This window comes from Allobosea sp. UNC402CLCol (assembly GCF_000745475.1).
Classification (GTDB): Bacteria; Pseudomonadota; Alphaproteobacteria; order Rhizobiales; family Beijerinckiaceae; genus Allobosea; species Allobosea spartocytisi.
This window is the reverse complement of record NZ_KN050692.1, coordinates 105,105-129,445: the sequence shown is the minus strand read 5'-3', so window position 1 is coordinate 129,445 and position 24,341 is coordinate 105,105. Positions and strand designations below refer to the sequence as shown.

Below are 24,341 nucleotides of genomic sequence, written 5' to 3'. Positions count from 1 at the left end.
CCTCAGCCGTTCGAGACGGCGATGAGCTTCGCCAGCACCGCCTTGGCCTTGCCGGAATCGAGCGCAGCCGTGGCCTGGGCGAAGCCGTCCTTCAGATCCCCCGCCTTGCCGGCGATGAGCAGTCCCGCCGCCGCATTGAAGGCCGCGATGTCGCGGAAGGCGGTCTTCTCGCCGCCAAGCACGGCATTGAGGGCTGCGGCGTTCTGCTCGGGCGTGCCGCCGCGCAGATCCTCGGGCTTGGCGAGGGCGAGGCCGATATCGGCCGGGCTGATCGAGAAGCTCTCGATCTTGCCGTTCTCCAGCGAAACGACGCGGGTCGGGCCGGTGGTGGTGATCTCGTCGAGCCCATCCGAACCGTGCACGGCCCAGACGCGGGTCGAGCCGAGCGTGGCCAGCACCTTGACCATCGGTTCCAGCCAGGTCTCGGAGAAGGCCCCGACGAGCTGGCGTTTGACGCCGGCCGGATTGGAGAGCGGGCCGAGCAGGTTGAAGATGGTGCGCGTGCCGAGCTCGGTGCGCACCGGCGCGACATGGCGCATCGAGGCATGATGCGTCGGCGCGAACATGAAGCCGACGCCGGCCTCGCGGATGCAGCGCTCCGTGCCGGCGGCATCGAGCCCGACCTTGACGCCGAGCGCAGTCAGCACATCCGCCGCACCCGAACGCGAGGAGGCCGCGCGGTTGCCATGCTTGGCGACGGGCACGCCGCAGGCGGCGGTGATGATCGAGGCCAGCGTCGAGACATTGTAGGAGCCCGACGAATCGCCGCCGGTGCCGACGATGTCGATGGCATCGGCCGGGGCCTTCACCGGCATCATCTTGCCGCGCATGGCGCCGACGGCGCCGGCGATCTCGTCGATCGTCTCGCCGCGCACGCGCAGCGCCATCAGGAAGGCGGCGGACTGCGCGTTCGTCACTTCGCCTGAAAGAATCGTGTCGAAGGCGTCGCGCGCCTCCTCTCGCGAGAGGCTCGCACCGGTGGCGACCTTGGCGATGAAGGGTTTGAAATCGTCCATGGAAACTCTGCGGAAATCAGGCGGATGGGGACAGGGCGGCAGCTTCGTGCTCGCTGCGCCATCGCTGGGCGAGATCGAGGAAGTTCCGCAGGATCGTGGCGCCATGCTCGGAGGCGATGCTCTCCGGATGGAACTGGACGCCGTGGATCGGCAATTCGCGATGCGACAGCGCCATGATCAGCCCGTCATCGGTCTCCGCCTCGATGTCGAAGACCGCGGGGCAGGTGGCGCGGTCGACGACCAGCGAATGATAGCGCGTCGCCTGCAGAGGGCCGTTGATGCCACGAAACAGGCCGCGCGACCGGTGCTTGATCGGTGAGACCTTGCCGTGCATCGGCAGGGCCGCCCGCACGACATCGCCGCCGAAGGCCTGTCCCATCGCCTGCAGGCCCAGGCAGACGCCGAAGATCGGCTTCACGCCGGCGCCCTCGCGCACGAGATCGAGGCAGATGCCGGCTTCGTTGGGCGTGCAGGGGCCAGGCGAGAGCACGATCGCGTCGTGCTCGCCGTTGAGCGCCTCTTCGACCGTGAGCGCGTCGTTACGCCAGACATCGACCTCGGCGCCCAGCCCACCGATCAGGTGGACCAGGTTCCAGGTGAAGCTGTCGTAGTTGTCGATCAACAGAACGCGCATGGCCGGACCTGTGAATGCGGCTTGAGGTCATGCACGTTCGGGGGCGGGGTGGTCAAGTTTTGCGCGGGGCGCGGACGAGGTTCCAAGTCGGCGGGCAAGATTCCGAGCCCTCATCCTGAGGCGCCATTCCCTTGGGAATGGCGCCTCGCGGCGCTCCTCAGGATGAGGGCTCGGTTTTTTGAGAGGCAGCTCAGACCGCAGGCGGGTTGAGGCGTGCGAAACCTTCCTGTCGACGATAGGGGGAATAGGGATAGGGCGCAGGGCGCTCGCTGACGGCGTCCAGCCTCGCGACCTGCTCCGGCGTCAGGTTCCAGCCCACGGCGCCGAGATTGTCGCGCAATTGCTGCTCGTTGCGGGCGCCGATGATGACCGAGGACACGGTCGGCCGTTGCAGCAGCCAGTTGAGCGCGATCTGCGGCACGCTCTTGCCGGTTTCCTGCGCGATCGCGTCGAGCATGTCGACGATGGCATAGAGTTGCTCGTCCTCGACTTGCGGCCCGAATGCGGCGGTCTCATGCAGGCGGCTCGAAGCGGGCAGGGGCTGGCCGCGGCGGATCTTGCCGGTGAGGCGGCCCCAACCGAGCGGGCTCCAGACCAGGGCGCCGACGCCCTGGTCGAGGCCGAGCGGCATCAATTCCCATTCATAGTCGCGCCCGACGAGCGAATAGTAGACCTGATGCGCGACATAGCGCGGCCAGCCATGACGCTCGGCCGCAGCGAGCGATTTCATCACGTGCCAGCCGGAGAAATTGGAGACGCCGACATAGCGCAGCTTGCCGGCCCGGACGAGCTCGTCGAGCGTCGAGAGAACCTCCTCGACCGGGGTGCCGGCATCGAAGGCATGCAATTGCAGCAGGTCGATGTAGTCGGTGCCGAGGCGGCGCAGCGCATCCTCGGTCGCCTTGATCAGCCGGCTGCGCGAGGAGCCGGCATCGTTCGGGCCGTCGCCCATCGGAAGGGTGGTCTTGGTCGAGATCAGCACCTTGTCGCGCCGGCCCTTGATCGCTTCGCCGAGCACCTCCTCGGAAGCGCCGTTCGAGTAGACATCCGCGGTGTCGAACAGGTTGAGCCCGGCTTCGAGGCAGATGTCGACGAGGCGGCGAGCCTCCTGGGCGTCGGTATTGCCCCAGGCGCTGAACAACGGCCCCTGCCCGCCGAAAGTGCCCGCACCGAAGCTGAGGGCGGGAACCTTCAGTCCCGAATGGCCCAAACGCCGATAGTCCATGGTCAGAATCTCCTGTGAGGCCGCAAACATGGAGGCGCCGTGCCGGCGCGATTAGCCCGTCCAGGGGAACATCATTCGTGAGTTGAAGTCATCGATCCCGCACCACGCGGCGGACATCGGAGCGCGGGGCATCCCGGACGCAGCGAAGCGGAGATCCGAGATCCATCGTCGAGCTGGAAGCCTTACGATGGATCCCGGGTCAAGCCCGGGATGAGCTGGAGGTTTTGTAGAAAAGGTGGTTCAGCCGCGCGCGCTGCGCGGCATGCCGGCGGTGCGCGGCTGGGCCAGTCCCGGCGCGGTCTCGACGCCGAGCGTCGGCAGGGCCAGCGTGCGCTGGCCGCGGAAATCGACATGACAGACGATCAGCCCGCGCTCCTCGATATAGCCGAGCAACCGCCGCGCCCGGCTGGGTGAATGGCTGCCATAGACCCGCGCCAGCTCCGCGTCGCTCGGGCAGGTTCCGCCTTCGATCGCCGTGCGCGCGATGAACAGGAACAGCCCCTGCAGGTCCTCCGGCAAGGTGCCGGAAGCTTCCACCGCCGCTTGCCAGCCCTCGCTCGCTGCGATGCTGTCGTTCACGCCGGCACGCGCCACGGCGAGCTTGCGGCGGAATTCCTCGAGGCTGAGATGGGTCCGGCCGAGTCGCCGCATCCGGCAGCGCACGGTGAAATCCTGATACAGCACCGCGACCTGGCGCGAGCGCGCCTCGGGGTCGGCCATCAGCTCGCGCAGGATCTCGGCCATGATCGCCTCGCGCTCCGCCGGCTCGAGCTCGATCTCCGGCTCGGGCTCCGGCAGCGGGGCAGGGCGATAGGTCTCGATCTGGCGCAGCACCTCGCTCGGATTCGGGCGCGGGCGTGGAGCCGGGCGGACCGGCCGGGCCATCGGCGGCGGCTCGTCCTCGCCCGGCGTGAAGATCAGCTTGCCGGCATCCTCCGGCGCCTGCTCGGGCAGGGGCATCAGCCCCGGCGCGCTGCCACGGTCGACGGAACTCACCGCGCCGATCCGGATCGGCAGCGGGCGCTTCGACAAAGCGGGGCCGAGCGCGACGAACTGGCCGCGCTCCAGGTCCCGGAACATCTCGGCCTGGCGCCGGTCCATGCCGAGCAGGTCGGCGGCGCGCTGCATGTCGATGTCGAGGAAGGTGCGGCCCATCAGGAAGTTCGAGGCTTCCGCCGCGACGTTCTTGGCGAGCTTGGCGAGGCGCTGGGTCGCGATGACGCCGGCGAGCCCGCGCTTGCGGCCCCGGCACATCAGGTTGGTCATGGCGCCCAGTGAGAGCCGGCGCGCCTCGTCGGAGGCCTCGCCCGCCATCACCGGCGCGAAGAGCTGTGCTTCGTCGACCACGATCAGCATCGGGAACCAGAGCGAGCGGTCGACGTCGAAAAGCCCGCCGAGGAAGGCGGCGGTCGCGCGCAACTGATCGTCGGCTTCGAGGTTCTCAAGGTTCAGCACCACCGAGACGCGGTGCTGGCGCACGCGCAGCGCGACGCGCTGCAATTCCGCCTCGCCGCATTCGGCATCGACCACGACATGGCCGAACTGGTCGGCGAGCGAGACGAAGTCTCCCTCCGGATCGATGATGGCCTGCTGGACGAGCGGCGCGCTCTGCTCCAGCAAGCGCCGCAGCAGATGCGACTTGCCCGAGCCGGAATTGCCCTGGACGAGCAGGCGCGTCGCCAGCAATTCGGCGAGATCGATGAGACCGGGCTCGCCGGTCCGTGTCGTTCCCATCTCGATTGCCGTCGTCATGCCGGTCGTGAATCGCCTTGAATGATGGTGCGCAGAAGCGCGGCCGGCGCTTCTAGCATGGCCTCGTCCCCGCCGGGCGCAGGGCAGGGCTGCATTCCACAGGCAATCGCCGGTGGGGTGAGGTCAGCTCAGCGCGGGCAGCGCAGCTCCCGTTCCTGCCGGACGATGTCGGCGACCGTGCGCCGGTCATTGGCCGAGAGCGGCACGTCCTCGATCGCGTCGTACTGGCAGCCGGCATTGCCGAAGGCGTCGATCGCGCGCTGGGTCCGGAAGCAGTAGCCTCGCGCCTTGTAGATCTCGTTGCGCGACGTCCATAAGTCGGCGCAGCGTTCCGACTGGGCCTGGGCCGGACCGGCCGCCAGCAGGATCGCCAAGACCGATCCAACCAAGCCCGATCCAACCACGGCCGATCCGGCCAGTGCGCCGCGGAGCGGCAGGCCCGAAGAAATGCAGCGGCGCATGGCGATATCCTCCTCAGCCGGTTCTCGCGACGTTGTGAAGAAGCCCGGCGCCCGAAACAAGCGGGAAACCGCGACATGACGGCGTCATGGCGACAGGCTCCGCTGGCACAGGCTCGAACCGGGAACCCTGCGGATGCGATTCGGCTATTGCGAGAGGCTGGATGCTGGCTTCTGGGCCGAGCCGCTCAACGCCGTGACGAATGCGGCGTTTCTCATCGCCGGTATCGGCGCTCTGTGGCTCTGGCGGCGCCATGGCAGGGGCGAGGCCGCTACGCTCGCGCTGATCCTGCTCGTCCTGACCATCGGCATCGGCTCATTCCTGTTCCACACCATGCCCGATGGCTGGACGCTGGCGGCCGATGTCGTGCCGATCCAGCTCTTCGCCTTCGGCTATTTCGCTTTTGCCCTGCGCCGCTTCCTCGGCGCTTCCCCGGCCGTGACCGCGGCCGGAACGCTCGCCTTCTTCGGCTTTGCGCTGGCCCTGTCCTGGGCCGGGCGTGCCGTGCTGCCGCCGATCATGGCCGGCTCCGCCGGCTATGCCGCCTTCCTGCTCGGGCTGTTCGGCATCGCCGCCGCATTGCCGCGCCGGCCGGAACTGGGCCGGGTGCGGCGGCTCGTCTCGTTGGCCGGCCTCGCTTTCGCCGTCTCGCTGACATGGCGCAGCACGGATGGCGCGCTCTGCGGGGCGCTGCCGATCGGCACGCATTGGCTCTGGCACCTCATGAACGCGCTGGTGCTCTATTGTCTGCTGCGCGCGGCGCTTCCGGGCCGTGAAGCAGTCAGGGGCGCGGAGGCCGGGCCTACATCTCCAGGCAGGTGATGACCTGGACATAGCTCGGCGGCCCGCCGAGCTTCGCCCCCTCGACGCAGGTGTTGCGCTTGGCGGCAGGGTATTGCGACCATTTCGCGGTGAGGTCGTTGCGGGCCTTTTCCTCATCCGTGCGGCAGGCGCTGACCGTGCCGCCGACGCTGTTGCTCGACTTGCCGACATCGCGACAGGTCGCCTCGATGTTGAACTTCGGCGGCCCATCGGCGACGGGAACCATCAGGCCGGAGGAGAGCGAAAGCGAAACGAGGCTGACGATGAGCATGGCGAACTCTCCATTGGCGCGCCCGGCCTGATCAACGCGTAGATACGGGCGCTGTTCCGCCTCTGATTCTAACGTCTCGCAACCGTGATGTCCGCCGCCGAGCGGGCATCGATGTCGACGATGGCGAGATCGGGCCTGTCGAGCGCCGGATAGGCGCTTTGGCCGGTCCGTTGCACGAAGACGACGCTGGCCAGCGCATGGTGGCTCGCCAGCCGCGAATGCGCCAGCGCCGGCTCCATCTCGCCGGGCAGGACGAGATGGACATGGCGGCCGCCCTCGATGCAGGCCTGCAGGTCGCCGAGGCTGAACAGGCCGAGCGGTAAAAGCTCGACCCCCGTCAGCATCGCCATGCCCGGCCCGCTGGCCAGCGCCGCGAGGTCGCCCCCGACCAGGGTGGTGACGATGCGCGAGGAGGTGACCGGCTTCAAGAGCCGCGACAGCTCCAGCGCCTTGCCGAGCACGTCGCGCTCGGGCACGACGAGCGGCCCGGCCATCGTCGCCGCATCCACGACCTGGAGCGACGGCCGCTCGGTGATGGTCGGCAGCGGATGCAGCGAGGCATTCGCCATCAGCATGTCGAGCGGTGCGACGCCGTCGGGGATATCGGGGCCGAAGCCGCCGACGAAGCGGGTGCTGAAGGCGCGCATCGCCAGATTCCGCAGCGTCAGCAGGGGGCGCAGCGGACCGACCCGGCTGACGCCGAGCGCCATCACCGCGTCCGATGCCTCGATCAGCCGGAGCAATTCGAGCTCGTTGCCGTGGAGCGGCAGCATCAGGGGCGAAAGACCGGCGCGCAGGCAGGCCAGAATGGAAACGATCGCCTCGGGGCCGAGCGGAGCCAGGATCGCGACACTCGCGCCGGGCTGCCCCTTGTTGATCGAGAGCAGCCTCGCCAGCCGGTCGATGCGCTGGTCGAGCTGCAGGAAGTTGATCGAGGCCGGGTTGACGTCGCTCCAGCCGCGCCGGCCGGGCGGATCGCGCAGGGCTGCCTCATAGCCGCGCCCACGGGTCAGCGCCGAAAGCAACGCGTCGAGATCGAGCCCGTCGAGCAAGGCGGTGGCTTCGTCCTGTTCAGCCCGCATCGACGGTCCTTCAGTTCGCCGCGGGCGGAGCGGCCGGAAGCCGCGCCAGCGTTTCGGTGGACAGGAAATAGGCCGGCTGCCGGCCGCTCAGCACGACGTCGCGTGCAAGGGCGAGCCATGTGTCCGGGAGGTAATAGAGCGGCACCACGTAGAAGCCCGAGATCAGCAGCCGGTCGAGCGTGCGCGCCGCCGCGACGAAATCCTCCCGCTCGCGTGCCTTCAGCAGGCCTTGCAGCGCGGCATCGATGGCCGGCGACTTGACCCCGGCATAGTTGAGCGAGCCCCGGCGCGCGGCATTGGCGGAGCCCCAGCGCCCGATCTGCTCGTTGCCGGGCGAGGCCGAAGCGGGCCAGGTCCACTGGATCATGTCGAAATCGAAGGCGGACAGTCGCCGCCAATACTGCACGTCGTCGATCAGCCGCACCTGCGCGGCGATGCCGAGGCGGCCGAGCGACTGCGCGAAGTTCAGCGCCAGCCGCTCCTGCGGCCGGCTCGTCACCATGATCTCGAAGCTGAAGGGCTCGCCCTTGCCGTTGCGCAGGGCGCCGTCCTGCAGCGTGAAGCCGGCATCCTTGAGCAGGTCGAGCGCCCGGCGCGCCTGCTCGCGATCGCGGCCGGAGCCGTCCGTCTCGGAGGGCCGCCAGGTTCCGGCGAGGATGTCCTCGCGCACGGCGCCGGGGAAGGCCGCGAGCAGCGCGGTCTCGCGCGCATCGGCGGGCACGCCCAGCGCCGACAGGTCCGAATCGGAGAAGAAGCTGCCCGCCCGGCGATAGGCGCCGTGGAACAGGTTGCGGTTGACCCATTCGAAGTCGAACAGGAGCCCGAGTGCCTCGCGTACCCGGATATCGGCGAAGATCGGCCGGCGCGTGTTGAAGACCAGGCCAGTCATGCCCTTCGGCGTGTCGAAATGCAGGGTCTCGCGGCGGATGCGCCCGTCATGGACGGCCGGGATGTCGTAGCCCGTCATCCAGCGGGTCGGATCGCCTTCGAGCCGGAGATCGTAGAGCCCGGCCTTGAACGCCTCGAACAGCGCGTTGGAATCGCGATAGAAATCGTAGCGGATCTCGTCCGCGTTGAAGAGGCCGCGCATCACGGGCAGCTCTTCGGCCCAGAAATCCTTGCGCCGCTTCAGCGTCAGCGATTCGCCGGGCCTGACCTCGCTGACGACATAGGGACCCGAGCCGAGCGCCGGCTTGAAGCTGGTGTCGCCGAAGGTCTCGGCGTCGGTGGCGTGCTTCGCGAAGATCGGCATGGCGCCGATCATCAGCGGCAATTCGCGATTGGCGCCGTCGCCGAGCGCGAAGACGACGCGGTGGGGCGAGGGCGCCGACGCCCCAGTGACGCCGGACAGGCTGGCGCGGTGATACGGCTTTCCCTTCGTCTTCAGCATCTCGAAGGTGAAGAGCACGTCCTCGGCCGTGACCGGCTTGCCGTCGGAAAAGGTTGCGCGCGGATCGATCTCGAAGGCAAGCATCGTCCTGTCGGGATCGAGCTCGACCTGCGAGGCGAGGAGGCCATAGGCGGTGAAGGGCTCGTCGGCCGAGCGGTAGAGCAGGCTCTGCTGGACGTATTTCGGGACCGCGTCGGGCGCGACGCCGAGCACGATCAGCGGGTTGAGGCTGTCGAAGGTGCCCTGGATGCCCAAAACGATGCGCCCGCCCTTCGGCGCCTTCGGGTCGGCATAGGGCAGGTGGCCGAATCCTGGCTGCAGGGCCGGCGTGCCATGCATCGCGATCGCATGGCTGGCGATGGCTTGGCCTGCGGGAACCGAATCGGCGCGAGCGGGCCTGCCCGACGCGGTGGCGAAGGAGCCCAAGGCAAGCAGCAAACTGAATTCGCGACGCGACGGCGTCACGATTAATCGAGGCAAATCCATCGCACGACCTGATTCCCTGCCGAAGAATAGCATGGGGATGGGCTCGTCAGGCAGTTATTCGGGCTGGAATTGGGCGGGCGAACTCGCTAAAGGCGAGGGCGGGTGTCATTCAAACGCCTCAATCGCCCTTGATGTGCACGGCTTGCGGTGGCCGGCGCAACCATGCGATTGGGCCGCCGGCGGTGACGCACGCGGCTTGCGAAGTCGTGATCCCGAATTCGCCTGTGAGGAAAAGCAAGGAATGCCCGCTCCGTTTCGCTTGTCATCGTCTGCCCTGGCGCTCGTGCTCAGCGCGGCCGTGGGCTTTTCGCCCATCGCGGCCTTCGCTCAGGCCCCGGCCCAGCGGCCGGCGCCCGCGCGTCCGGCCGCCCCGGCCCAGCAGCCGGCCGCTCCCGCCCAGCAGCCCGGCGCTGCCGCGCCTGCCGGCCCCACCGTCGTGCAGGTCAAGTCCAATCCGGAGCAGACCAGCTGGACCAAGGTCTGCGGCAAGGACCAGGCCGCCAACAAGGAAATCTGCTACACGACCCGCGACTTCGTCTCGGATCAGGACCAGCCGGTGCTGGCCGTCGCGATCTATGACGTGAAGGGCGATCCGAACAAGATCGTGCGCTTCCTGATGCCGCTCGGCCTCCTGCTCCAGCCGGGCATCCGCTTCGGTGTCGACAGCGCCCAGCCGGTCGGCGGCCGCTATGCGATCTGCTTCCCGAACGGCTGCTTCGCCGAGGCGCAGATCAAGGACGACTTCATCAATTCGATGAAGAAGGGCACCAACCTCAACGTCAGCGTCCAGAACCAGGGCGCCCGCGAGGTGACCTTCCAGATCCCGCTCGCCGATTTCGCCAAGGGCTTCGACGGCGCGCCGATCGACCCGAAGGTGCTCGAGGAGCAGCAGAAGAAGCTTCAGGACGAGGTGGCGAAGCGCCAGGAAGAGCTGCGCCAGCGGCTCGGCGCCGGCGGCGCCAACGCCGCCCCGGGCGCAGCTCCCGGTGCCGCGCCTGCTCCCGGCACTGCCCCGGCGACGCCGCCGAAGCCCTGATCGGGCAACAGGTCGAGAATCGAAAAGGCCGGCCCGAAAGGGTCGGCCTTTTTCTTTTGAGCAAAAACGTCAGCGCGCAGGGGCTTGGGCGCTGGGGCGTCGCCCTCAGTTCAATCCGGTGCGGTCGATCCGGTAGCGCCCCTTGCGGTCGCGGCGGAAGAACTCGCGCGCCCGCGGATGGCGGACCGGCTCGCCGGAATCATCGACGACGAGATTCTGCTCGGAGACATAGGCGACGTATTCCGTCTCCTCGTTCTCCGCGAAGAGATGGTAGAAGGGCTGGTCCTTCGACGGGCGCATGTTCTCCGGAATCGCCTCCCACCACTCATCGGTGTTGGAGAAGACCGGGTCGACGTCGAAGATGACCCCGCGAAACGGATAGATGCGGTGTTTGACCACTTGCCCGATGCAGAATTTGGCCGAACGCGCTTCCATGACAAACCTACGCTATCCCCGCCGATCCTTTGCCGGCCGGGGTCGTCGCCGCCCTTGCGAGAGCAATGCGTCGTAAATGCGTCAAAATCAATCGAGCCAAGGACGCAGTCCCATCACAATCCGTAACGTTCTGCTAATGCCGGATCCCTTGCGGCAACCTGCCGCGCCAGATCGACGATCACTTTCGCCTGCTTCCAGGTCGCGTCGTCCTGCATTTTTCCGTCGATCATGACCGCTCCCGAGCCGTCCGGCATCGCTTCCAGGATGCGCTTGGCGAAGATCACCTCGGTCGGGTCCGGGCTGAACACCCGCTTGGCGATCTCGATCTGCGAGGGGTGCAGCGTCCAGGCGCCGGCGCAGCCGAGCAGGAAGGCGTTGCGGAACTGCGCCTCGCAGGCGGCCGCATCGGCGAAATCGCCGAAGGGACCGTAGAAGGGCTTGATGCCCGCCGCCGCGCAGGCATCGACCATCTTGGCCAGCGTGTAGTGCCAGAGATCCTGCTGGGCGACGGCGCGCGGGCCGCCATCGGGAGAGGGGTCGGCGATCACCTTGTATTCGGGGTGCCCGCCGCCGACGCGGGTGGTCTTCATCGCGCGCGAGGCGGCGAGGTCGGCGGGGCCGAGGCTCATGCCATGCATGCGCGGCGAGGCGGTGGCGATCGCCTCGACATTCTTCACGCCCTCGGCCGTCTCCAGGATGGCGTGGATCAGGATCGGCTTGGGCAGCGCATGGCGTGCCTCGAACTGCGCGAGCAGCTGGTCGACATAGTGGATGTCCCACGGCCCTTCGACCTTCGGTACCATCACGACGTCCAGCTTGCCGCCGATCTCGGCCATGATCGCGGTGATGTCGTCGAGGAACCAGGGCGAGTTCAGCGCATTGACGCGGGTCCACAGCCCGGTCTTGCCGAAATCGACCGCCTTGCCCATGGCGATGAAGCCGTCGCGCGCCGCCTGCTTGGCCTCGACCGGGATCGCATCCTCGAGATTGCCGAGCACGATATCGACCTGGCCGGCGAGCTCGCCGACCTTGGCGCGCACCTTCTCCAGGTGGGGCGGCACGAAATGGATCATTCTTTCGAGCTTGAGCGGGAGTTCCCGATAGGGCTCGGGGGCGCCGATGGCGAGCGGCCGGAAGAACTGGCGTGGCGTCTTGCTCGTCATCGGGGGCTCCATGCTGCGATGCAGCGAATGTGAGCATGCCTTGGCGAGGCCGTCCATCATGCCTTTGTCGAGCGGGAAGGGGGCTTCGAAGAGATAAGGCTTTAGGAAAATAAGCTCAACCGGCGAATTAGGTAAATATGCCTAGGATCAATATCCTTGACCTGCGGCGGTCTGGCGAAACCATGAAGGCTCCCAACGGTCTGGCGCGCGGCTTGCTGCGTGAGCCGCATCGCCCGGAACCTGTGCCGAAACGTGACGTGAGCCATGAGTCAGCCGAACCACCTCCAGCCCGGTCTTCGCCTCGAAACGCTCGACGGCCTGCGCCTTCTCGCGGCGTTGTCGGTCGCATTGTTCCATTTCGGGTTCTGCGGTCTGGCGATCGGCTTTACGCAGACGTCGCTGCCGGCCGGCGAGAGCGTGCTGAAATACGGCTATCTTGGCGTGCCGCTTTTCTTCGTGATCAGTGGCTTCGTGATCGCCTATTCCGCCGAGGGGCGGACGCCGCTTCAGTTCGCCATTGCTCGCTTCGCCCGGATCTATCCCACTTTCCTGCTCTGCATGACGCTCACCTTTCTGGTGGTGCTCGCCTGGGGCGCGCCGTTCCTGCAGGCCAGCGCTGCGCAATGGGCAGCGAATCTGGTCATCAAGCCCGAGCTGCTCGGTTATCAGGCCATGGATGGCTCCTACTGGTCGATCTTCTACGAAGTGATCTTCTACGGCTGGGTTCTCCTGCTGATGGCGCTGGGAGCTTTTCGGCGCGATCGCTATCCGCTCATCGTTCTCGTCTGGCTTCTGGTTTCCGTTCTCGATCGCGCCTTCCTGTCCAGCAAAATCCTGCGCTATCTCCTCCTGACCGATCAGAGCGCGTTCTTCTGCGCTGGGCTCCTGCTCTATGCCGCCTTCCGGGACGGACATACGCGGCGCAACCTCGCCCTTCTCACGCTCACCACGACCGTGGCCATCTATCAAGCTCTCGAACTGACGCAGTGGTACAGGGCGAACTACCACGCTGCCTATGACGACTTCGCCGTCGCCGCTTCCTGCGTGGCGATCGTCGCGATCGTGGCGGCTGCGATCAGGTTTCCACGCCTGCCGCTGCCGTCGGGGGTGACGCTGGCCATTGGCGGGCTGACCTATCCGTTCTACCTGCTGCATCAGCACATCGGCTATGTCGCGTTCAACCGGCTGGGCGATGCGCTTTCGCCGGCGGCCCTTGTTGCGGCGGTGACGCTGGTGCTGCTGGTTTTGTCCTGCCTGATCTGGCGTTTTGTGGAGCGCCCGGCTCAGAGCTGGACGAAGTCCACCCTGACCGGGCTGGCCGCGGCCGGCGCCTTGCTTCCAGCGAATGGGGCGCGGCCGCGGGCGGGGATTGCCAACTGATCGCGCCCGGGTTTTAGGCTCCGGGCCGATCCTTCGGATTGTTTCGAGGCGCTGCCATCCACTTCGGGGCCTGTGCACGCGCCGGCCCGGAAGCTTTTTGGCCACCTGATCCAGCCATCGACGGATCACCCGGCCGGTTCGGTCGGCACCCATAAGGATCCGAACGTTTCGCGATGGCCGACCTTCTCAGCATCTTCAATCTGGTCGCGCCCTTCTTCGGGCTGATCCTGCTCGGCTTCGTCATCGGCCGCTGGAAGCAATTGCCGGAGGAGGGGCTCGCCTGGCTGCAGTTCTTCCTGATCTATGTCGCGCTGCCGCCCTTGTTCTATCGGCTGATCGCCGACAAGCCGTTGAGCGAGCTCGCCAATTGGAAGTTCATCGCCTGCACCACCACGGCGACCTTCTGCGCCTTCTGTCTCTCCTTCGCGCTCGGGCTCAAGCATGCGCATGGCAACATGCCCCAGGCCGTGATGCAGGGCGTCGCGGGCGCCTATTCCAACATCGGCTATATGGGGCCGCCCCTGATCCTGGCTGCGCTCGGGCCGGAGGCCAGCGCCCCGGTCGTGCTGATCTTCGTCTTCGACAGCGTCCTGCTGTTTTCGCTCGTGCCGCTCCTGATGGCTTTCGCGGGCGTCGAGAAACGCAGCCTCGCCGCCACGCTGCGCGAGGTGGTCTGGCGGGTGCTGACCCATCCCTTCAATGTCGCGACACTGGCCGGCGTGCTGGCAAGCTATCTCAAATTCGAGCTCCCCACTGCGATCGACCGGATGACGCTCTGGCTCTCGCAGGCGGCCGCGCCCTGCGCGCTCTTCCTGCTTGGCGTCACGGTGGCGCTGAGGCCGATGAAGTCGATGCCGGGCGAGGTGCCGGGTCTCGTCGTCATCAAGCTCCTGCTGCATCCGCTGCTGGTCTGGCTGCTGCTCTCGGCCGTCGGCGGCATTCCGGCGAACTGGATCTATGTCGCGCTCATCATGGCGGCGCTGCCGCCGGCGCTGAACATTTTCGTCATCTCGACGCAGTACAGGGTCGGCGTCGAGCGCGCCTCGGCCTGCATCCTCGTCGGCACCATCGTCTCGATGATCACGCTGCCGGGCTTCCTGTGGCTGGTGAAGACAGGCAGGATAGCGGCCGATCTCTTCCACTGAGAAAGCCGCCCATGCTGCCGCTGGACGATCTGCTGGTTCTCGACTTCTCGACCCTGCTGCCCGGCCCGCTGGCGAGCCTGTTTCTTTCGGAAGCCGGGGCGCGGGTGATCAAGATCGAGCGGCCGGGCGGCGAGGACATGCGCGGCTTTCCGCCGCGCTTCGGCGAGACGTCCGCTCCCTTCGCCGTGCTCAATCGCGGCAAGCAGAGCGTCGAGCTCGATTTGAAGGCGCCCGATGCGCTGGAGCGGCTGAAGCCACTGGTCGCTCAGGCCGACATCCTGATCGAGCAGTTCCGGCCGGGCGTGATGGAGCGCCTCGGCTTCGGCTACGAAGCGCTGGCCGCGCTCAATCCGCGCCTGATCTACTGTTCGATCAGCGGCTACGGCCAGGACGGGCCGCGCGCGCAGGAGGCGGGCCACGACATCAACTACCAGGCGGTCGGCGGCCTGCTCGGCCAGTCGCTGCAGCGTGGCGCCGCCCCGCCGCTGCCGCCGCCGCTGGTCGCCGACATTGCCGGCGGCACCATGCCGGCGGTGCTCAACATCCTGCTGGCGCTGCGCCAGCGCGAGCGCAGCGGGCAGGGCTGCCATCTCGACATCGCCATGGCCGACGCCATGCCGACCTTCGCCTGGTACGGGCTGGCGCAGGGCCAGGCGACCGGCTCTTTCCCGGATGGCGGCGAGGCGCTTTTGACGGGCGCGAGCCCGCGCTACGGCCTTTACGAGACCGCCGATGGCTGGTTTCTTGCCGTCGGAGCGCTGGAGCCGAAATTCTGGCAGGGCTTCTGCGAAGGCATCGGCCTCGACGAGGCCCTGCGCGACGACCGCCGCAACCCGCAAGCGACGCGCGCTGCCATCGCCGCGATCATCGCCGGCGAGAGCGCCGCGCATTGGCGCACCCATCTGGAGCCGCTCGACTGCTGCTGCACCGTGGTCCGCACGCTGGAGGAGGCGGTCGCCGACCCGCATGTCACGGCGCGCGGCCTGCTCGACGCCCAGGCACAGGAGCCGGGCGGGCGCCGGCTCGTCTCGACGCCTTTGCCGCTGGCACCGGTGTTTCGGGACAAGGCCGCCGAGACGCGGCGCGTCGCGGCAAGCGGCGCCGATACCAGGATCGTGCTGGGAGAACAGTGACGGAACTCTGGACCGTCATTCTCGAGCGCAGCGAGGCGCAGACCCGAGAAGTTCAGGCTGGAGTCAGTTGGGTTTTCACGGAAGCGCTGCGTCATTCCGGACGGAGCGAAGCGGAGATCCGGGATCCATGCCTGAACCCTGATCGGCAATGCTCCGGCATGGATCCCGGGTCAGGCCCGGGCATGACGCCTGGATCTTACCGCGCCGCGCCGCCCGCCAGCCCTTGCCGCATGACGAAGCGGCGCAACGGCCCGATCCGCGACAGCGCCAGCAGGCCCGCGCCACGCATCAGATCGGCCGGCAGCAGATCGCTCAGGAGGGTTCGGTTGAGCGCATCGACGGCGCCCGTCCGCAACCGGACATCGGTGCGCCGCGCCGCGTCATAGGCGGTCATTGCCCCTTCCGCGCCCGGATCGTCACGCTCTGCGACCGCATCGCGCAGTGCCGCGACGTCGCGCAGGCCGAGATTGAGCCCCTGCGCCCCGATCGGCGGGAAGACATGCGCGGCTTCGCCGATCAGCGCCATGCGGCCGGCTGCGAAGCGATCCACCGAGAGCCCACCCATCGGGATGCGTCCGCGCGGCCCCGCGACGCTCATCGCGCCGAGCAGCGACTGCACCTGTGTCTCGACCCGCCGGGCGAAAGCGGCATCGTCGAGCGCCGCGACGGCCTCCGCCGCCTCGGGCTCGAGCAGCCAGACCAGCGAGGAGCGCCGGCCGGGCAGGGGAACGAGCGTGCACGGCCCCTGGCGCGTATGGAATTCGGTCGAGATCTCGCGATGGTCGCGGGCATGCGTGAAAATGCCGGTCAGCGCCACCTGCGGATAGCGCCAGTCGCGGCTTGCAATCCCCGCGACGGCGCGGACATGCGAGTTGCGCCCATCCGCACCGACGACCAGACGCGCGCCGAGCGGCGCAAAGCCGTCTCCGCAAAGCCGCACGGAATCGGCGGCGGGCTCGATCGAGCGGACAAGGCCCGGCAGCAGCCGCAGGCCGGCGCGTTGCCGGGCGGTCTCGGTCAGCACCTCGGTCAGATCGGCGTTCTCGATATTCCAGCCGAAGGCCTCGAGCCCGATCTCCGAAGCGCGGAACTCGACCGGCGGCTGCCGGAACAGGCTGCCGCTGTCGTCGACCAGCCGCATCACGGCAAGCGGCGCCGCCTTCTCCAGCAGCGCATCCTGCAGGCCGAGTTCGGCGAGCAGCCGCCACGAACTGTCGAGCAATGCGACGGTGCGCCCGTCGCGGGGCGTCGCCAGCGGGCCGAGCAGCGCGACGCTGCGGCCCTCGCTCGCCAATGCGAGCGCCGCGGCGAGCCCGACCGGGCCCGCTCCCACGATGGCGATATCGACCGAGGCCCCGGCATGCATGCTCATGATCCCTCGCTATCCGATGCACGGCGTTTTGGCCACGGGCCGCAAAGTCGCAAGGTGCGTCTGCATTTGCCGAGGATGCTGCTTTCCCGCGCGATGAACTATGGTCGGTGCATTCATTCGAGGGAGATGTCTTCCATGGTCAAAGCCATTCGCGTGCATAAAACCGGCGGCCCGGACGTTCTGGCGTTCGAGGACGTCACGCTGCCGCAGCCCGGGCCGGGCGAGATTCTCATCCGCAACCGCGCCATCGGCCTCAATTTCATCGACACCTATTTCCGCTCGGGGCTCTATCCTGCGCCGCAACTGCCTTTCACCCTGGGCAATGAGAGCGCCGGCGACGTGCTGGCGGTCGGGCCGAACGTCACCGAGTTCAAGGTCGGGGATCGCGTCGCGGTCGTCGCGGCGCACGGCGCCTATGCCGAGGAGCGCATCGTGCCGGCGGCCTCGGTCGTCGCGCTGCCGGAGGGCATCTCCTACGAGGCCGCCGCCAGCATGATGCTGAAGGGGCTGACCGCCGAGTACCTGCTGCACCGGACCTACAAGGTGAAGCCGGGCGACACCATCCTGGTCCATGCGGCGGCCGGGGCGACCGGCCTGATCCTCTGCCAATGGGGCAAGGCTCTGGGCGCGACCGTGATCGGCACGGTCGGCTCGCAGGCAAAGGCGGAGCTGGCGAAGGCACACAAGGCCGACCACGTCATCAACTATCGCGAGGAGGATTTCGCGGCGCGGGTGAAGGAGATCACCGGCGGGGCGCTCTGCGACGTGGTCTATGACGGCGTCGGCAAGGACACCTTCATGAAGTCGCTCGACACGCTGAAGCCCTTCGGCCTGATGGTCTCCTTCGGCAACGCCTCCGGCCCGGTCGACGCCTTCAATCTCGGCATCCTCTCGGCCAAGGGCTCGCTCTATGTCACCCGCCCGACGCTGAACACCCACACCGCGAAGCGCGAAACCATGGTGGCGATGGCGAAGAACCTGTTCGACGCGGTGCTCTCCGGCAAGGTCACGGTACCGGTCAACGCCACCTTCCCATTGAAGGACGCGGCGGACGCCCATCGCGCGCTCGAATCGCGCGGTACGACCGGCTCGACGGTGCTTCTCCCCTGATCCTGCTCGTCATTCTCGGGCTTGACCCGAGAATCTCATGACCAGAGGAAGCTGGTTTCCGAGATGCTCGGGTCAAGCCCGAGCATGACGTCAGACGACGGTCACATCCTGCGCCCGGTCTTGCCGGGCGCTTTTTTGTTGGCGTCGTGAACCCGCCGGCACGACGCCGCGACGAATGGATGCCAGCGCAATGCTGACGATCTTTTCGGGACGACGGTCATGTCGACCAGGTTTCAGGCAACTGTTTTTCTTCTGGGTATTTTGAGCCTTTCCGGCGTTGCGCTGGCGCAGCAGCTCCGGGGCCAAGGCCGGCAGGCCACCGTTCCGGCCGCCATCCTGAACGGCGCCGAGCAGGGCCGCCTCCGCGTTCCCGGCGCAGCGCGCCTGCGTTACGCCGAAACGGGTTGTGCTGCCGGCATCTGCAGCGAGCCGCCGAAGCGGAGCGAACAGGGCGAGGCGGCTCCCGTCGCCGATGCCTGCAGCAGCCTCGGCACGGCGCGCGACCGTAACGGCCGCACCATCCGCCGGCTCTGCACCTTCAACTGAGGGAAGTCGGACGCGCTGGAGCGCATTCCGAGGAAAGGCGGGTCATCCCGGCCGGAGCAAGGCGGAGAGCCGGGATCCATGCCCGAACCTTCGTCGGAAACGCTCTGGCATGGATCCCGGGTCAGGCCCGGGATGACCCTGTGTTTCCGCCTAAAATCAGCAAGCTCTCAAGGCGCGGCTCAGACCGCGACGCCGTGCAGGTCGTAGGCGTCGGCGCGCTCGATCTTCACGGTGACGATGTCGCCCGGGCGCAAGGGGCGCCGGCTCGCGACATAGACATTGCCGTCGATCTCGGGGGCGTCCCATTTCGAGCGGCCCTTGGCGACGGTCGGCCCGGCCTCGTCGATGATGACTTGAATGCGCTTGCCGACCCTGGCCTTGACGATGCGGGTGGAAATCTCGGCCTGCGCCTTCATGAAGCGGTGCCAGCGCGCCTCCTTCTCGTCCTCGGGAACGAGGGCGAGGCCGAGGTCGTTGGCGGGCGCGCCCTTGACCGGCTCGTATTTGAAGCAGCCGACGCGCTCCAGCTTCGCTTCCTTCAGCCAGTCGAGCAGGAACTGCACATCCTCCTCGGTCTCGCCGGGGAAGCCGACGATGAAGGTCGAGCGGATGGCGAGGTCCGGGCAGATCTCGCGCCATTTCCGGATGCGGTCGAGCGTGCGGTCCTGATGGGCCGGGCGCTTCATCGCCTTGAGGACATTGGGGGAGGCGTGCTGGAACGGGATGTCGAGATAGGGCAGCACCAGCCCTTCCTGCATCAGCGGGATAACCTCGTCGACATGCGGATAGGGGTAGACATAGTGCAGGCGCACCCACATCCCCATCTGGCCGAGCTCGCGGGCGAGCTCGAAGAAGCGGGTGCGGATTTCGCGATCCTTGAACATCGACGGCGCGTATTTGATGTCGAGGCCGTAGGCGCTGGTGTCCTGCGAGATCACCAGCAATTCCTTGACGCCGGCCTTGGCCAGCTTCTCGGCCTCGCGCAGCACGTCGCCGATCGGCCGCGAGACCAGGTCGCCGCGCAGCTTCGGGATGATGCAGAAGGTGCAGCGATTGTTGCAACCCTCTGAAATCTTGAGATAGGCGTAGTGCCGCGGCGTCAGCTTCACGCCCTGGTCCGGCACGAGATCGACGAACGGGTCGTGCTTCGGCGGCACCGCCTGGTGCACCGCCGAGACCACGCTCTCATAGGCCTGCGGGCCAGTGATCGCGAGCACGTTCGGGAAGGCGTCGCGGATCTGCTCGGGCTCGGCGCCCATGCAGCCGGTGACGATGACCTTGCCGTTTTCGGCCATGGCCGAGCCGATCGCCTCGAGCGATTCCGCCTTGGCGCTGTCGAGAAAGCCGCAGGTATTGACGATGACGAGGTCGGCCCCGGCATGGCTCTTCGAGAGCTCATAGCCCTCGGAACGCAGCGAGGTGATGATCCGCTCGGAATCGACGAGGGCTTTCGGACAACCCAAGGAAACGAAGGAGATTTTCGGCGCGACGGCGTTCATCGGCTGATGGCTTATGTCCAGAATGTCAGGAAGCGCCGCGCGCGTGACACGCGATCGGCGCTTCCTTTGAACCTTTTCAGCCTGATTTGCAATCGAAAGCGGCTCAGGCCGCCGCGCCCGTCGCGACCGGCCGCTCGGGATCCTGCGTCCAGTCGGTCATCGAGCCGTCATAGAGCGCGATCTCGTCGCGGCCGAGCAGTTCGGAGAGCACGAACCAGTTCGCCGCTGCCGAATGGCCGGTGTTGCAATAGGAGATCGCCGGCCCCTGCGGCACCACGGCAAAGATCCTCTCCAGCTCGGAGCGCGGCTTGAGCTTGCCGGTGCCAGCCTCGAAGGCGCCGGCATAGTCGCGCGCGATCGCACCGGGGATATGGCCGCCGCGCGTCGCCTCGGCCGCCTTCTCGCGTCCCTCGAAATAGCTCGGCCCACGCGCATCGACCAGGCTCGCCTGCTTGCTGCGCGAGGCGATGAGGGTCGCATCCGTCGTGCTGCGCAATTGCTGCTGGGCGACGACCGGATAGGGCTCGGTGCTCTTCGGCTGCGACGGGCCGCTCTCGACCGGCCGCTTCGGATCGCTCGTCCAACCCCTGAATCCGCCATCCAGGATCGCCTGCTGGCCGTGGCCGATGAATTTCAGCGTCCAGTAGACCCGCGCTGCCGCGGCGAAGTCGGTCGCGGCCGTGCCGGCCGAGACGATGACGACGTCGTCATGCGGCTTGATGCCGAGCCGGCCGACCAGCGTGGCGAGGTGGTCGGCGGCAGGCAGCATGCCGGGCGCGTTTCCGACCTTGGCGCGCCAGCCATCGGCGGCATAGTCGGAATGAACGGCACCGGGAATATGCCCGGCGTCGAAGGCTTCCTTGCCGCCATCCGCCGCGGTGCGCACGTCGAGGATGACGAGGTTCTTGTAGCCGAGACGCGCGGCGAGGGCGTCGGGCGCGATCAGTCCTGCGAATCCGGTTTGGCTCATGCAGCTTCATCCTTCTGCAGTTCGTCGATCACGTCGAGCTCGTAGCTCATCTCGGCAGTCGCCCCGAGCATGATCGAAGCCGAACAGTATTTTTCCTTCGACAATGTGACGGCCCGCTCGGCCTTGGCATAAGCGAGGCCTTTGCCGGTGATGCGGTAGCGCAGATGGATCTTGGTGAAGACCTTGGGGTCGCTGGCGGCGCGTTCGGCCTCGACCTCGACCTCGCAGCCGGTCACCGCCTCGCGCCCCTTCTTGAGGATGCTGACGACATCGAAGCCGGTGCAGCCGGCGAGCCCGATCAGCAGCATCTCCATCGGCCGGATGCCGATATTGCGGCCGCCATAGTCAGGCGCACCGTCCATCATCACCGCGTGGCCGCTGCCGGCCTCGCCCATGAAGGCCATGCCTTCCACCCATTTCGCGCGTGCTTTCATCGCGATCTCCTGTCCGGATCGAGGACCGGCCGCCCTTGTCGCGGCGGGATTCGGGGGCGGAGGCTAGGGCATCGGGCCCAAAAGTGGAAACCGGTTTTCGGCACCGCTGGGTGCCCCCGAGAGCGGGATCAGGCGGCGGCGAACAGGTTGCCATGGGTGATGCGCAGCCGCACCCGCTCGCCGATCGCGGGAGCGACCTGGCTGGCGAGATCGACGTCGAGCCGCTTCTTCAGCCCCTCGACAGCGACCTCAGCCCGGCGCAGCGGCCCGTTGCGGCGCAGATGCTCGACCGTGCCGGGCAGGGCGAGCGGCGTCTCGTCGACGATGCGCAGATGCTGCGGCCGAACATAGAGGGAGGCCGGGCCGCCCTGGTTCTGCGACAATCCGCCCAGCACCGGCCGGTCGCCGAAGAAGGCCTGGCTGCCGACGACCTTGACCGGCAGCTTGTTCACCTCGCCGAGGAATTCGCAGACGAAGGGCGTCGCCGGATGGTCGTAGACGTCGTCGGCCGAGCCGACCTGCTCGATCTTGCCGGCGTTGAGGATGGCGACGCGGTCGGCAAGCTCCAGCGCCTCTTCCTGGTCATGGGTGACGAACACGGTGGTGTGGCCGACGCGCCCGTGCAATTCGCGCAGCCAGGCGCGCAGATCCTTGCGGACCTTGGCGTCGAGCGCACCGAAAGGCTCGTCGAGCAGCAGTACGCGCGGTTCGATGGCGAGCGCGCGGGCGAGCGCGACGCGCTGGCGCTGGCCGCCGGAGAGCTGGCTCGGATAGCGCTTTTCCAGACCCGGCAGTTGAACCAGTTCGAGCAGGCCTTTGACGCGCTTGCTGATTTCGCTCGCGATGGGGCGCTCCTCGCGCGGGCGGGACCGCAAGCCGAAGGCGATGTTGTCGGCGACGTTCATCGTCTTGAACAGCGCATATTGCTGGAAGACGAAGCCGATGCGCCGGTCGCGCAGCGACAGCGCCCGCGTGTCGATGTCGCCGAACAGGACCCGGCCCCGGTCGGCCTCTTCCAGCCCCGCGATCAGGCGCAGCAGCGTGGTCTTGCCCGAGCCGGAAGGGCCGAGCAGCGCGACGAGCTCGCCCGGCTGGATGTCGAGCGAGACGCCGCGCAGCGCCGGGAAATTCTCGAAACGCTTCTCGATGGCTTCGATGGTGACGGCGACCGACATGGGTTTTCGTCCTTCGTCCAGGCTTGGGTCAGTGCCGGCGGCTGGCGGCGATCGCATCGCCATAATGCCATTCCAGCAGGGTCTTGAGCACGAGGGTGACGAGGGCCAGCCCCGCCAGCAGCGAGGCGACGGCGAAGGCGGCCGGTCCCATGTACTCGTTGTAGAGGATCTCGACATGCAGCGGCATGGTGTTGGTCTCGCCCCGGATCTTGCCGGAGACGACCGCGACGGCGCCGAATTCGCCCATCGCCCGGGCATTGCAGAGCAGTATGCCGTAGAACAGGCTCCACTTCACGTTCGGCAGGGTGATGGTGAAGAACACCCGCCAGGGCGACGCGCCGAGCGTCAGCGCCGCTTCCTCGTCGGCCGAGCCGAGCGACTGCATATGCGGGATCAATTCGCGCGCCACGAAGGGGAAGGTGACGAAGACCGTGGCGAGGATGAGCCCCGGCAGCGCGAAGATGATCGAGACGCCATGCGCCTGCAGCCACGGACCGAAATAGCCCTGCGCGCCGAACAGCAGCACGAAGACCAGGCCGGAGATCACCGGGGAGACCGAGAAGGGCAGGTCGAGCAGGCTGATCAGCAGGTTCTTGCCGCGGAATTCGAACTTGGCGATGGCCCAGGCCGCGGCGATCCCGACGACGGTGTTGAAGGGCACGGCGATGGCCGCGACGATGAGCGTGAGCCGGATCGCCGCTTGCGCGTCGGGTTCGGTGATCGCGGCACGATAGGCTTCCCAGCCCCTGGCAGCAGCCTCGACGAAGACCGTGACCAGCGGCAGCAGCAGGAAGAGCAGCAGGAAGGCGAGCGAAACCGCAATCAGCACGAACTGGACGAACCGGCTCTCGCCGCGGGCGCGGCTTCCATCGCGCCGGGCCGGCGCGGTCGCGGCAGGCAAGGTGGCGTCAGACATCGCCGAACCTCCGGCGCGCCCGCGCCTGCACCAGGTTGACCGCCAGGATGAGCGCAAAGGAGATCAGCAGCATCATCGTCGCCATTACGGCGGCGCCCGCATAGTCGAACTGCTCGAGCCGGATCACGATCAGCAGCGGCGCGATCTCGGAGACCATCGGGATATTGCCGGCGATGAAGATCACCGAGCCGTATTCGCCGACGGCCCGCGCGAAGGCCAGCACGAAGCCGGTCAGCAGCGCCGGCAGCACCGGCGGCAGGATGACGCGGAAGACGGTGCGCAAACGGTTTGCTCCGAGCAGCGCTGCCGCCTCCTCGACGTCGCTCTGCAACTCTTCCAGCACGGGCTGGACGGTGCGGACCACGAAGGGCAGGCCGATGAAGATCAGCGCCACCATGACGCCGAGCGGCGTGTAGGCGACCTTGCCGTCGAAGCCGATCGAGACATCGGTGAAGGGGATGGTGAAACGAAAGGCCAGCGGCGCCAGCCACGAGCCGACCCAGCCGTTCGGCGCATAGATGGCGGCGAGCGAGATGCCGGCGACCGCGGTCGGCAGGGCGAAGGGCAGGTCGACCGCCGCGTCGATCAGGCGCCGGCCGGGAAAGTCGTAGCGCACCAGAACCCAGGCGAGGATCAGCCCGAACACGGTGTTCACCAGCGCCGCGAACAGCGCGCCGAGGAAGGAGAGCCTGAGCGCGGCCAGCGTCCGGGGCGAGGTCGCCACCGCCCAGATATCGGCCGGGCCGGCGCTGGCGGCCTTCACGAACAGGCCCGCCAGCGGGATCAGCACGATCAGCGACAGCGCCGTCACGGTGATGCCCATCGCCAGGCCGAAGCCGGGCAGGATACTGGGCTCTCGCCAGCGGAAGGACGCCGTCGTTGTCATAGAC

General features: G+C 67.5%; 24 protein-coding genes. 7 read left to right on the top strand and 17 right to left on the bottom strand.

Annotated elements, in window-relative coordinates:
* Positions 1-2: 2 nt before the first annotated feature.
* The 5 genes from trpD to GY40_RS23100 all read right to left on the bottom strand — a co-directional run bounded on the left by trpD (position 3) and on the right by GY40_RS23100 (position 5,088).
* Positions 3-1,016 carry an anthranilate phosphoribosyltransferase gene (gene trpD, locus GY40_RS23120; RefSeq protein ID WP_038367540.1) on the bottom strand — a complete coding sequence of 338 codons (1,014 nt, stop codon included), beginning with the start codon at positions 1,014-1,016 and terminating at the stop codon, positions 3-5.
* A 16-nt stretch (positions 1,017-1,032) separates the two neighbouring features.
* On the bottom strand, positions 1,033-1,650 hold the full coding sequence (locus GY40_RS23115) for an anthranilate synthase component II (protein WP_038367539.1): 618 nt from the start codon (positions 1,648-1,650) through the stop codon (positions 1,033-1,035).
* Positions 1,651-1,840: 190 nt separating this feature from the next.
* The gene (locus tag GY40_RS23110; RefSeq protein ID WP_038367536.1) at positions 1,841-2,875 is read right to left on the bottom strand and encodes an aldo/keto reductase; all 1,035 of its coding nucleotides are present in this window, start codon (positions 2,873-2,875) and stop codon (positions 1,841-1,843) included.
* Between the two features lie 240 nt (positions 2,876-3,115).
* On the bottom strand, positions 3,116-4,627 hold the full coding sequence (locus GY40_RS23105; RefSeq protein ID WP_038367534.1) for a helicase HerA domain-containing protein: 1,512 nt from the start codon (positions 4,625-4,627) through the stop codon (positions 3,116-3,118).
* Between the two features lie 128 nt (positions 4,628-4,755).
* Positions 4,756-5,088, bottom strand: coding sequence for a YARHG domain-containing protein (locus tag GY40_RS23100; protein ID WP_081925627.1), 333 nt, complete (start codon positions 5,086-5,088; stop codon positions 4,756-4,758).
* 133 nt (positions 5,089-5,221) lie between these two features.
* Between GY40_RS23100 and GY40_RS23095 the strand changes: the two genes are divergently transcribed.
* Complete coding sequence (locus tag GY40_RS23095; protein WP_038367531.1) at positions 5,222-5,908, top strand: ceramidase domain-containing protein; 687 nt, start codon at positions 5,222-5,224, stop codon at positions 5,906-5,908.
* On the opposite strand, the gene GY40_RS23090 is transcribed toward GY40_RS23095, so the two are convergent.
* From GY40_RS23090 to GY40_RS23080, 3 genes are all read right to left on the bottom strand, one after another.
* Complete coding sequence (locus GY40_RS23090; protein WP_038368674.1) at positions 5,889-6,179, bottom strand: hypothetical protein; 291 nt, start codon at positions 6,177-6,179, stop codon at positions 5,889-5,891. The two genes, GY40_RS23095 and GY40_RS23090, sit on opposite strands and share 20 nt — an antisense overlap.
* 68 nt (positions 6,180-6,247) lie before the next feature.
* The gene (locus GY40_RS23085) at positions 6,248-7,261 is read right to left on the bottom strand and encodes an AMP-binding protein (protein ID WP_038367529.1); all 1,014 of its coding nucleotides are present in this window, start codon (positions 7,259-7,261) and stop codon (positions 6,248-6,250) included.
* 10 nt (positions 7,262-7,271) lie between these two features.
* Complete coding sequence (locus GY40_RS23080) at positions 7,272-9,089, bottom strand: extracellular solute-binding protein (protein WP_051988443.1); 1,818 nt, start codon at positions 9,087-9,089, stop codon at positions 7,272-7,274.
* Between the two features lie 289 nt (positions 9,090-9,378).
* Between GY40_RS23080 and GY40_RS23075 the strand changes: the two genes are divergently transcribed.
* Positions 9,379-10,173 (top strand): invasion associated locus B family protein, encoded by a 795-nt coding sequence (locus GY40_RS23075; protein WP_038367528.1) that lies wholly within the window; start codon positions 9,379-9,381, stop codon positions 10,171-10,173.
* A 105-nt stretch (positions 10,174-10,278) separates the two neighbouring features.
* On the opposite strand, the gene hspQ is transcribed toward GY40_RS23075, so the two are convergent.
* Positions 10,279-10,608 carry a heat shock protein HspQ gene (gene hspQ, locus GY40_RS23070; RefSeq protein WP_038367525.1) on the bottom strand — a complete coding sequence of 110 codons (330 nt, stop codon included), beginning with the start codon at positions 10,606-10,608 and terminating at the stop codon, positions 10,279-10,281.
* A gap of 113 nt (positions 10,609-10,721) precedes the next feature.
* Positions 10,722-11,771 carry an HpcH/HpaI aldolase/citrate lyase family protein gene (locus GY40_RS23065; protein ID WP_038368671.1) on the bottom strand — a complete coding sequence of 350 codons (1,050 nt, stop codon included), beginning with the start codon at positions 11,769-11,771 and terminating at the stop codon, positions 10,722-10,724.
* Positions 11,772-12,035: 264 nt separating this feature from the next.
* On the opposite strand from GY40_RS23065, the gene GY40_RS23060 reads away from it, so the two are divergent.
* The 3 genes from GY40_RS23060 to GY40_RS23050 all read left to right on the top strand — a co-directional run bounded on the left by GY40_RS23060 (position 12,036) and on the right by GY40_RS23050 (position 15,429).
* The gene (locus GY40_RS23060) at positions 12,036-13,151 is read left to right on the top strand and encodes an acyltransferase family protein (RefSeq protein ID WP_038367523.1); all 1,116 of its coding nucleotides are present in this window, start codon (positions 12,036-12,038) and stop codon (positions 13,149-13,151) included.
* Between the two features lie 173 nt (positions 13,152-13,324).
* A complete protein-coding gene (locus GY40_RS23055; protein WP_051988442.1) occupies positions 13,325-14,296 on the top strand; it encodes an AEC family transporter in 972 nt (323 codons plus the stop codon).
* 11 nt (positions 14,297-14,307) lie between these two features.
* Positions 14,308-15,429, top strand: a complete 1,122-nt coding sequence (locus tag GY40_RS23050) for a CaiB/BaiF CoA transferase family protein (protein ID WP_038367520.1) — start codon at positions 14,308-14,310, stop codon at positions 15,427-15,429.
* Positions 15,430-15,625: 196 nt separating this feature from the next.
* Here GY40_RS23050 and GY40_RS23045 read toward each other — a convergent pair whose 3' ends face one another.
* Positions 15,626-16,801: a UbiH/UbiF family hydroxylase gene (locus GY40_RS23045; protein WP_038367517.1), complete on the bottom strand. Its 1,176-nt coding sequence runs from the start codon at positions 16,799-16,801 to the stop codon at positions 15,626-15,628.
* A gap of 135 nt (positions 16,802-16,936) precedes the next feature.
* Here GY40_RS23045 and GY40_RS23040 point away from each other — a divergent pair, with 135 nt between their 5' ends.
* Both GY40_RS23040 and GY40_RS23035 read left to right on the top strand, forming a co-directional pair.
* Complete coding sequence (locus GY40_RS23040) at positions 16,937-17,911, top strand: quinone oxidoreductase family protein (protein ID WP_038367515.1); 975 nt, start codon at positions 16,937-16,939, stop codon at positions 17,909-17,911.
* A gap of 219 nt (positions 17,912-18,130) precedes the next feature.
* The gene (locus tag GY40_RS23035; protein ID WP_156116052.1) at positions 18,131-18,457 is read left to right on the top strand and encodes a hypothetical protein; all 327 of its coding nucleotides are present in this window, start codon (positions 18,131-18,133) and stop codon (positions 18,455-18,457) included.
* A 179-nt stretch (positions 18,458-18,636) separates the two neighbouring features.
* Here the strand turns inward: GY40_RS23035 and rimO are convergent, their stop codons facing one another.
* The 6 genes from rimO to cysT all read right to left on the bottom strand — a co-directional run bounded on the left by rimO (position 18,637) and on the right by cysT (position 24,337).
* Positions 18,637-19,956, bottom strand: a complete 1,320-nt coding sequence (gene rimO / locus GY40_RS23030) for a 30S ribosomal protein S12 methylthiotransferase RimO (protein WP_038367510.1) — start codon at positions 19,954-19,956, stop codon at positions 18,637-18,639.
* Positions 19,957-20,059: 103 nt separating this feature from the next.
* Positions 20,060-20,926 carry a sulfurtransferase gene (locus GY40_RS23025; RefSeq protein ID WP_051988441.1) on the bottom strand — a complete coding sequence of 289 codons (867 nt, stop codon included), beginning with the start codon at positions 20,924-20,926 and terminating at the stop codon, positions 20,060-20,062.
* Complete coding sequence (locus tag GY40_RS23020; protein ID WP_038367508.1) at positions 20,923-21,360, bottom strand: OsmC family protein; 438 nt, start codon at positions 21,358-21,360, stop codon at positions 20,923-20,925. Before GY40_RS23020 ends, GY40_RS23025 begins: the two co-directional genes overlap by 4 nt.
* A 128-nt stretch (positions 21,361-21,488) precedes the next feature.
* Positions 21,489-22,535 carry a sulfate/molybdate ABC transporter ATP-binding protein gene (locus GY40_RS23015; RefSeq protein ID WP_038367506.1) on the bottom strand — a complete coding sequence of 349 codons (1,047 nt, stop codon included), beginning with the start codon at positions 22,533-22,535 and terminating at the stop codon, positions 21,489-21,491.
* A 28-nt stretch (positions 22,536-22,563) separates the two neighbouring features.
* Positions 22,564-23,451 (bottom strand): sulfate ABC transporter permease subunit CysW, encoded by an 888-nt coding sequence (cysW, locus tag GY40_RS23010; protein ID WP_038367504.1) that lies wholly within the window; start codon positions 23,449-23,451, stop codon positions 22,564-22,566.
* Complete coding sequence (gene cysT / locus GY40_RS23005; RefSeq protein WP_038367502.1) at positions 23,444-24,337, bottom strand: sulfate ABC transporter permease subunit CysT; 894 nt, start codon at positions 24,335-24,337, stop codon at positions 23,444-23,446. The genes cysW and cysT overlap by 8 nt, the downstream gene beginning before the upstream one ends.
* Positions 24,338-24,341: the final 4 nt, after the last annotated feature.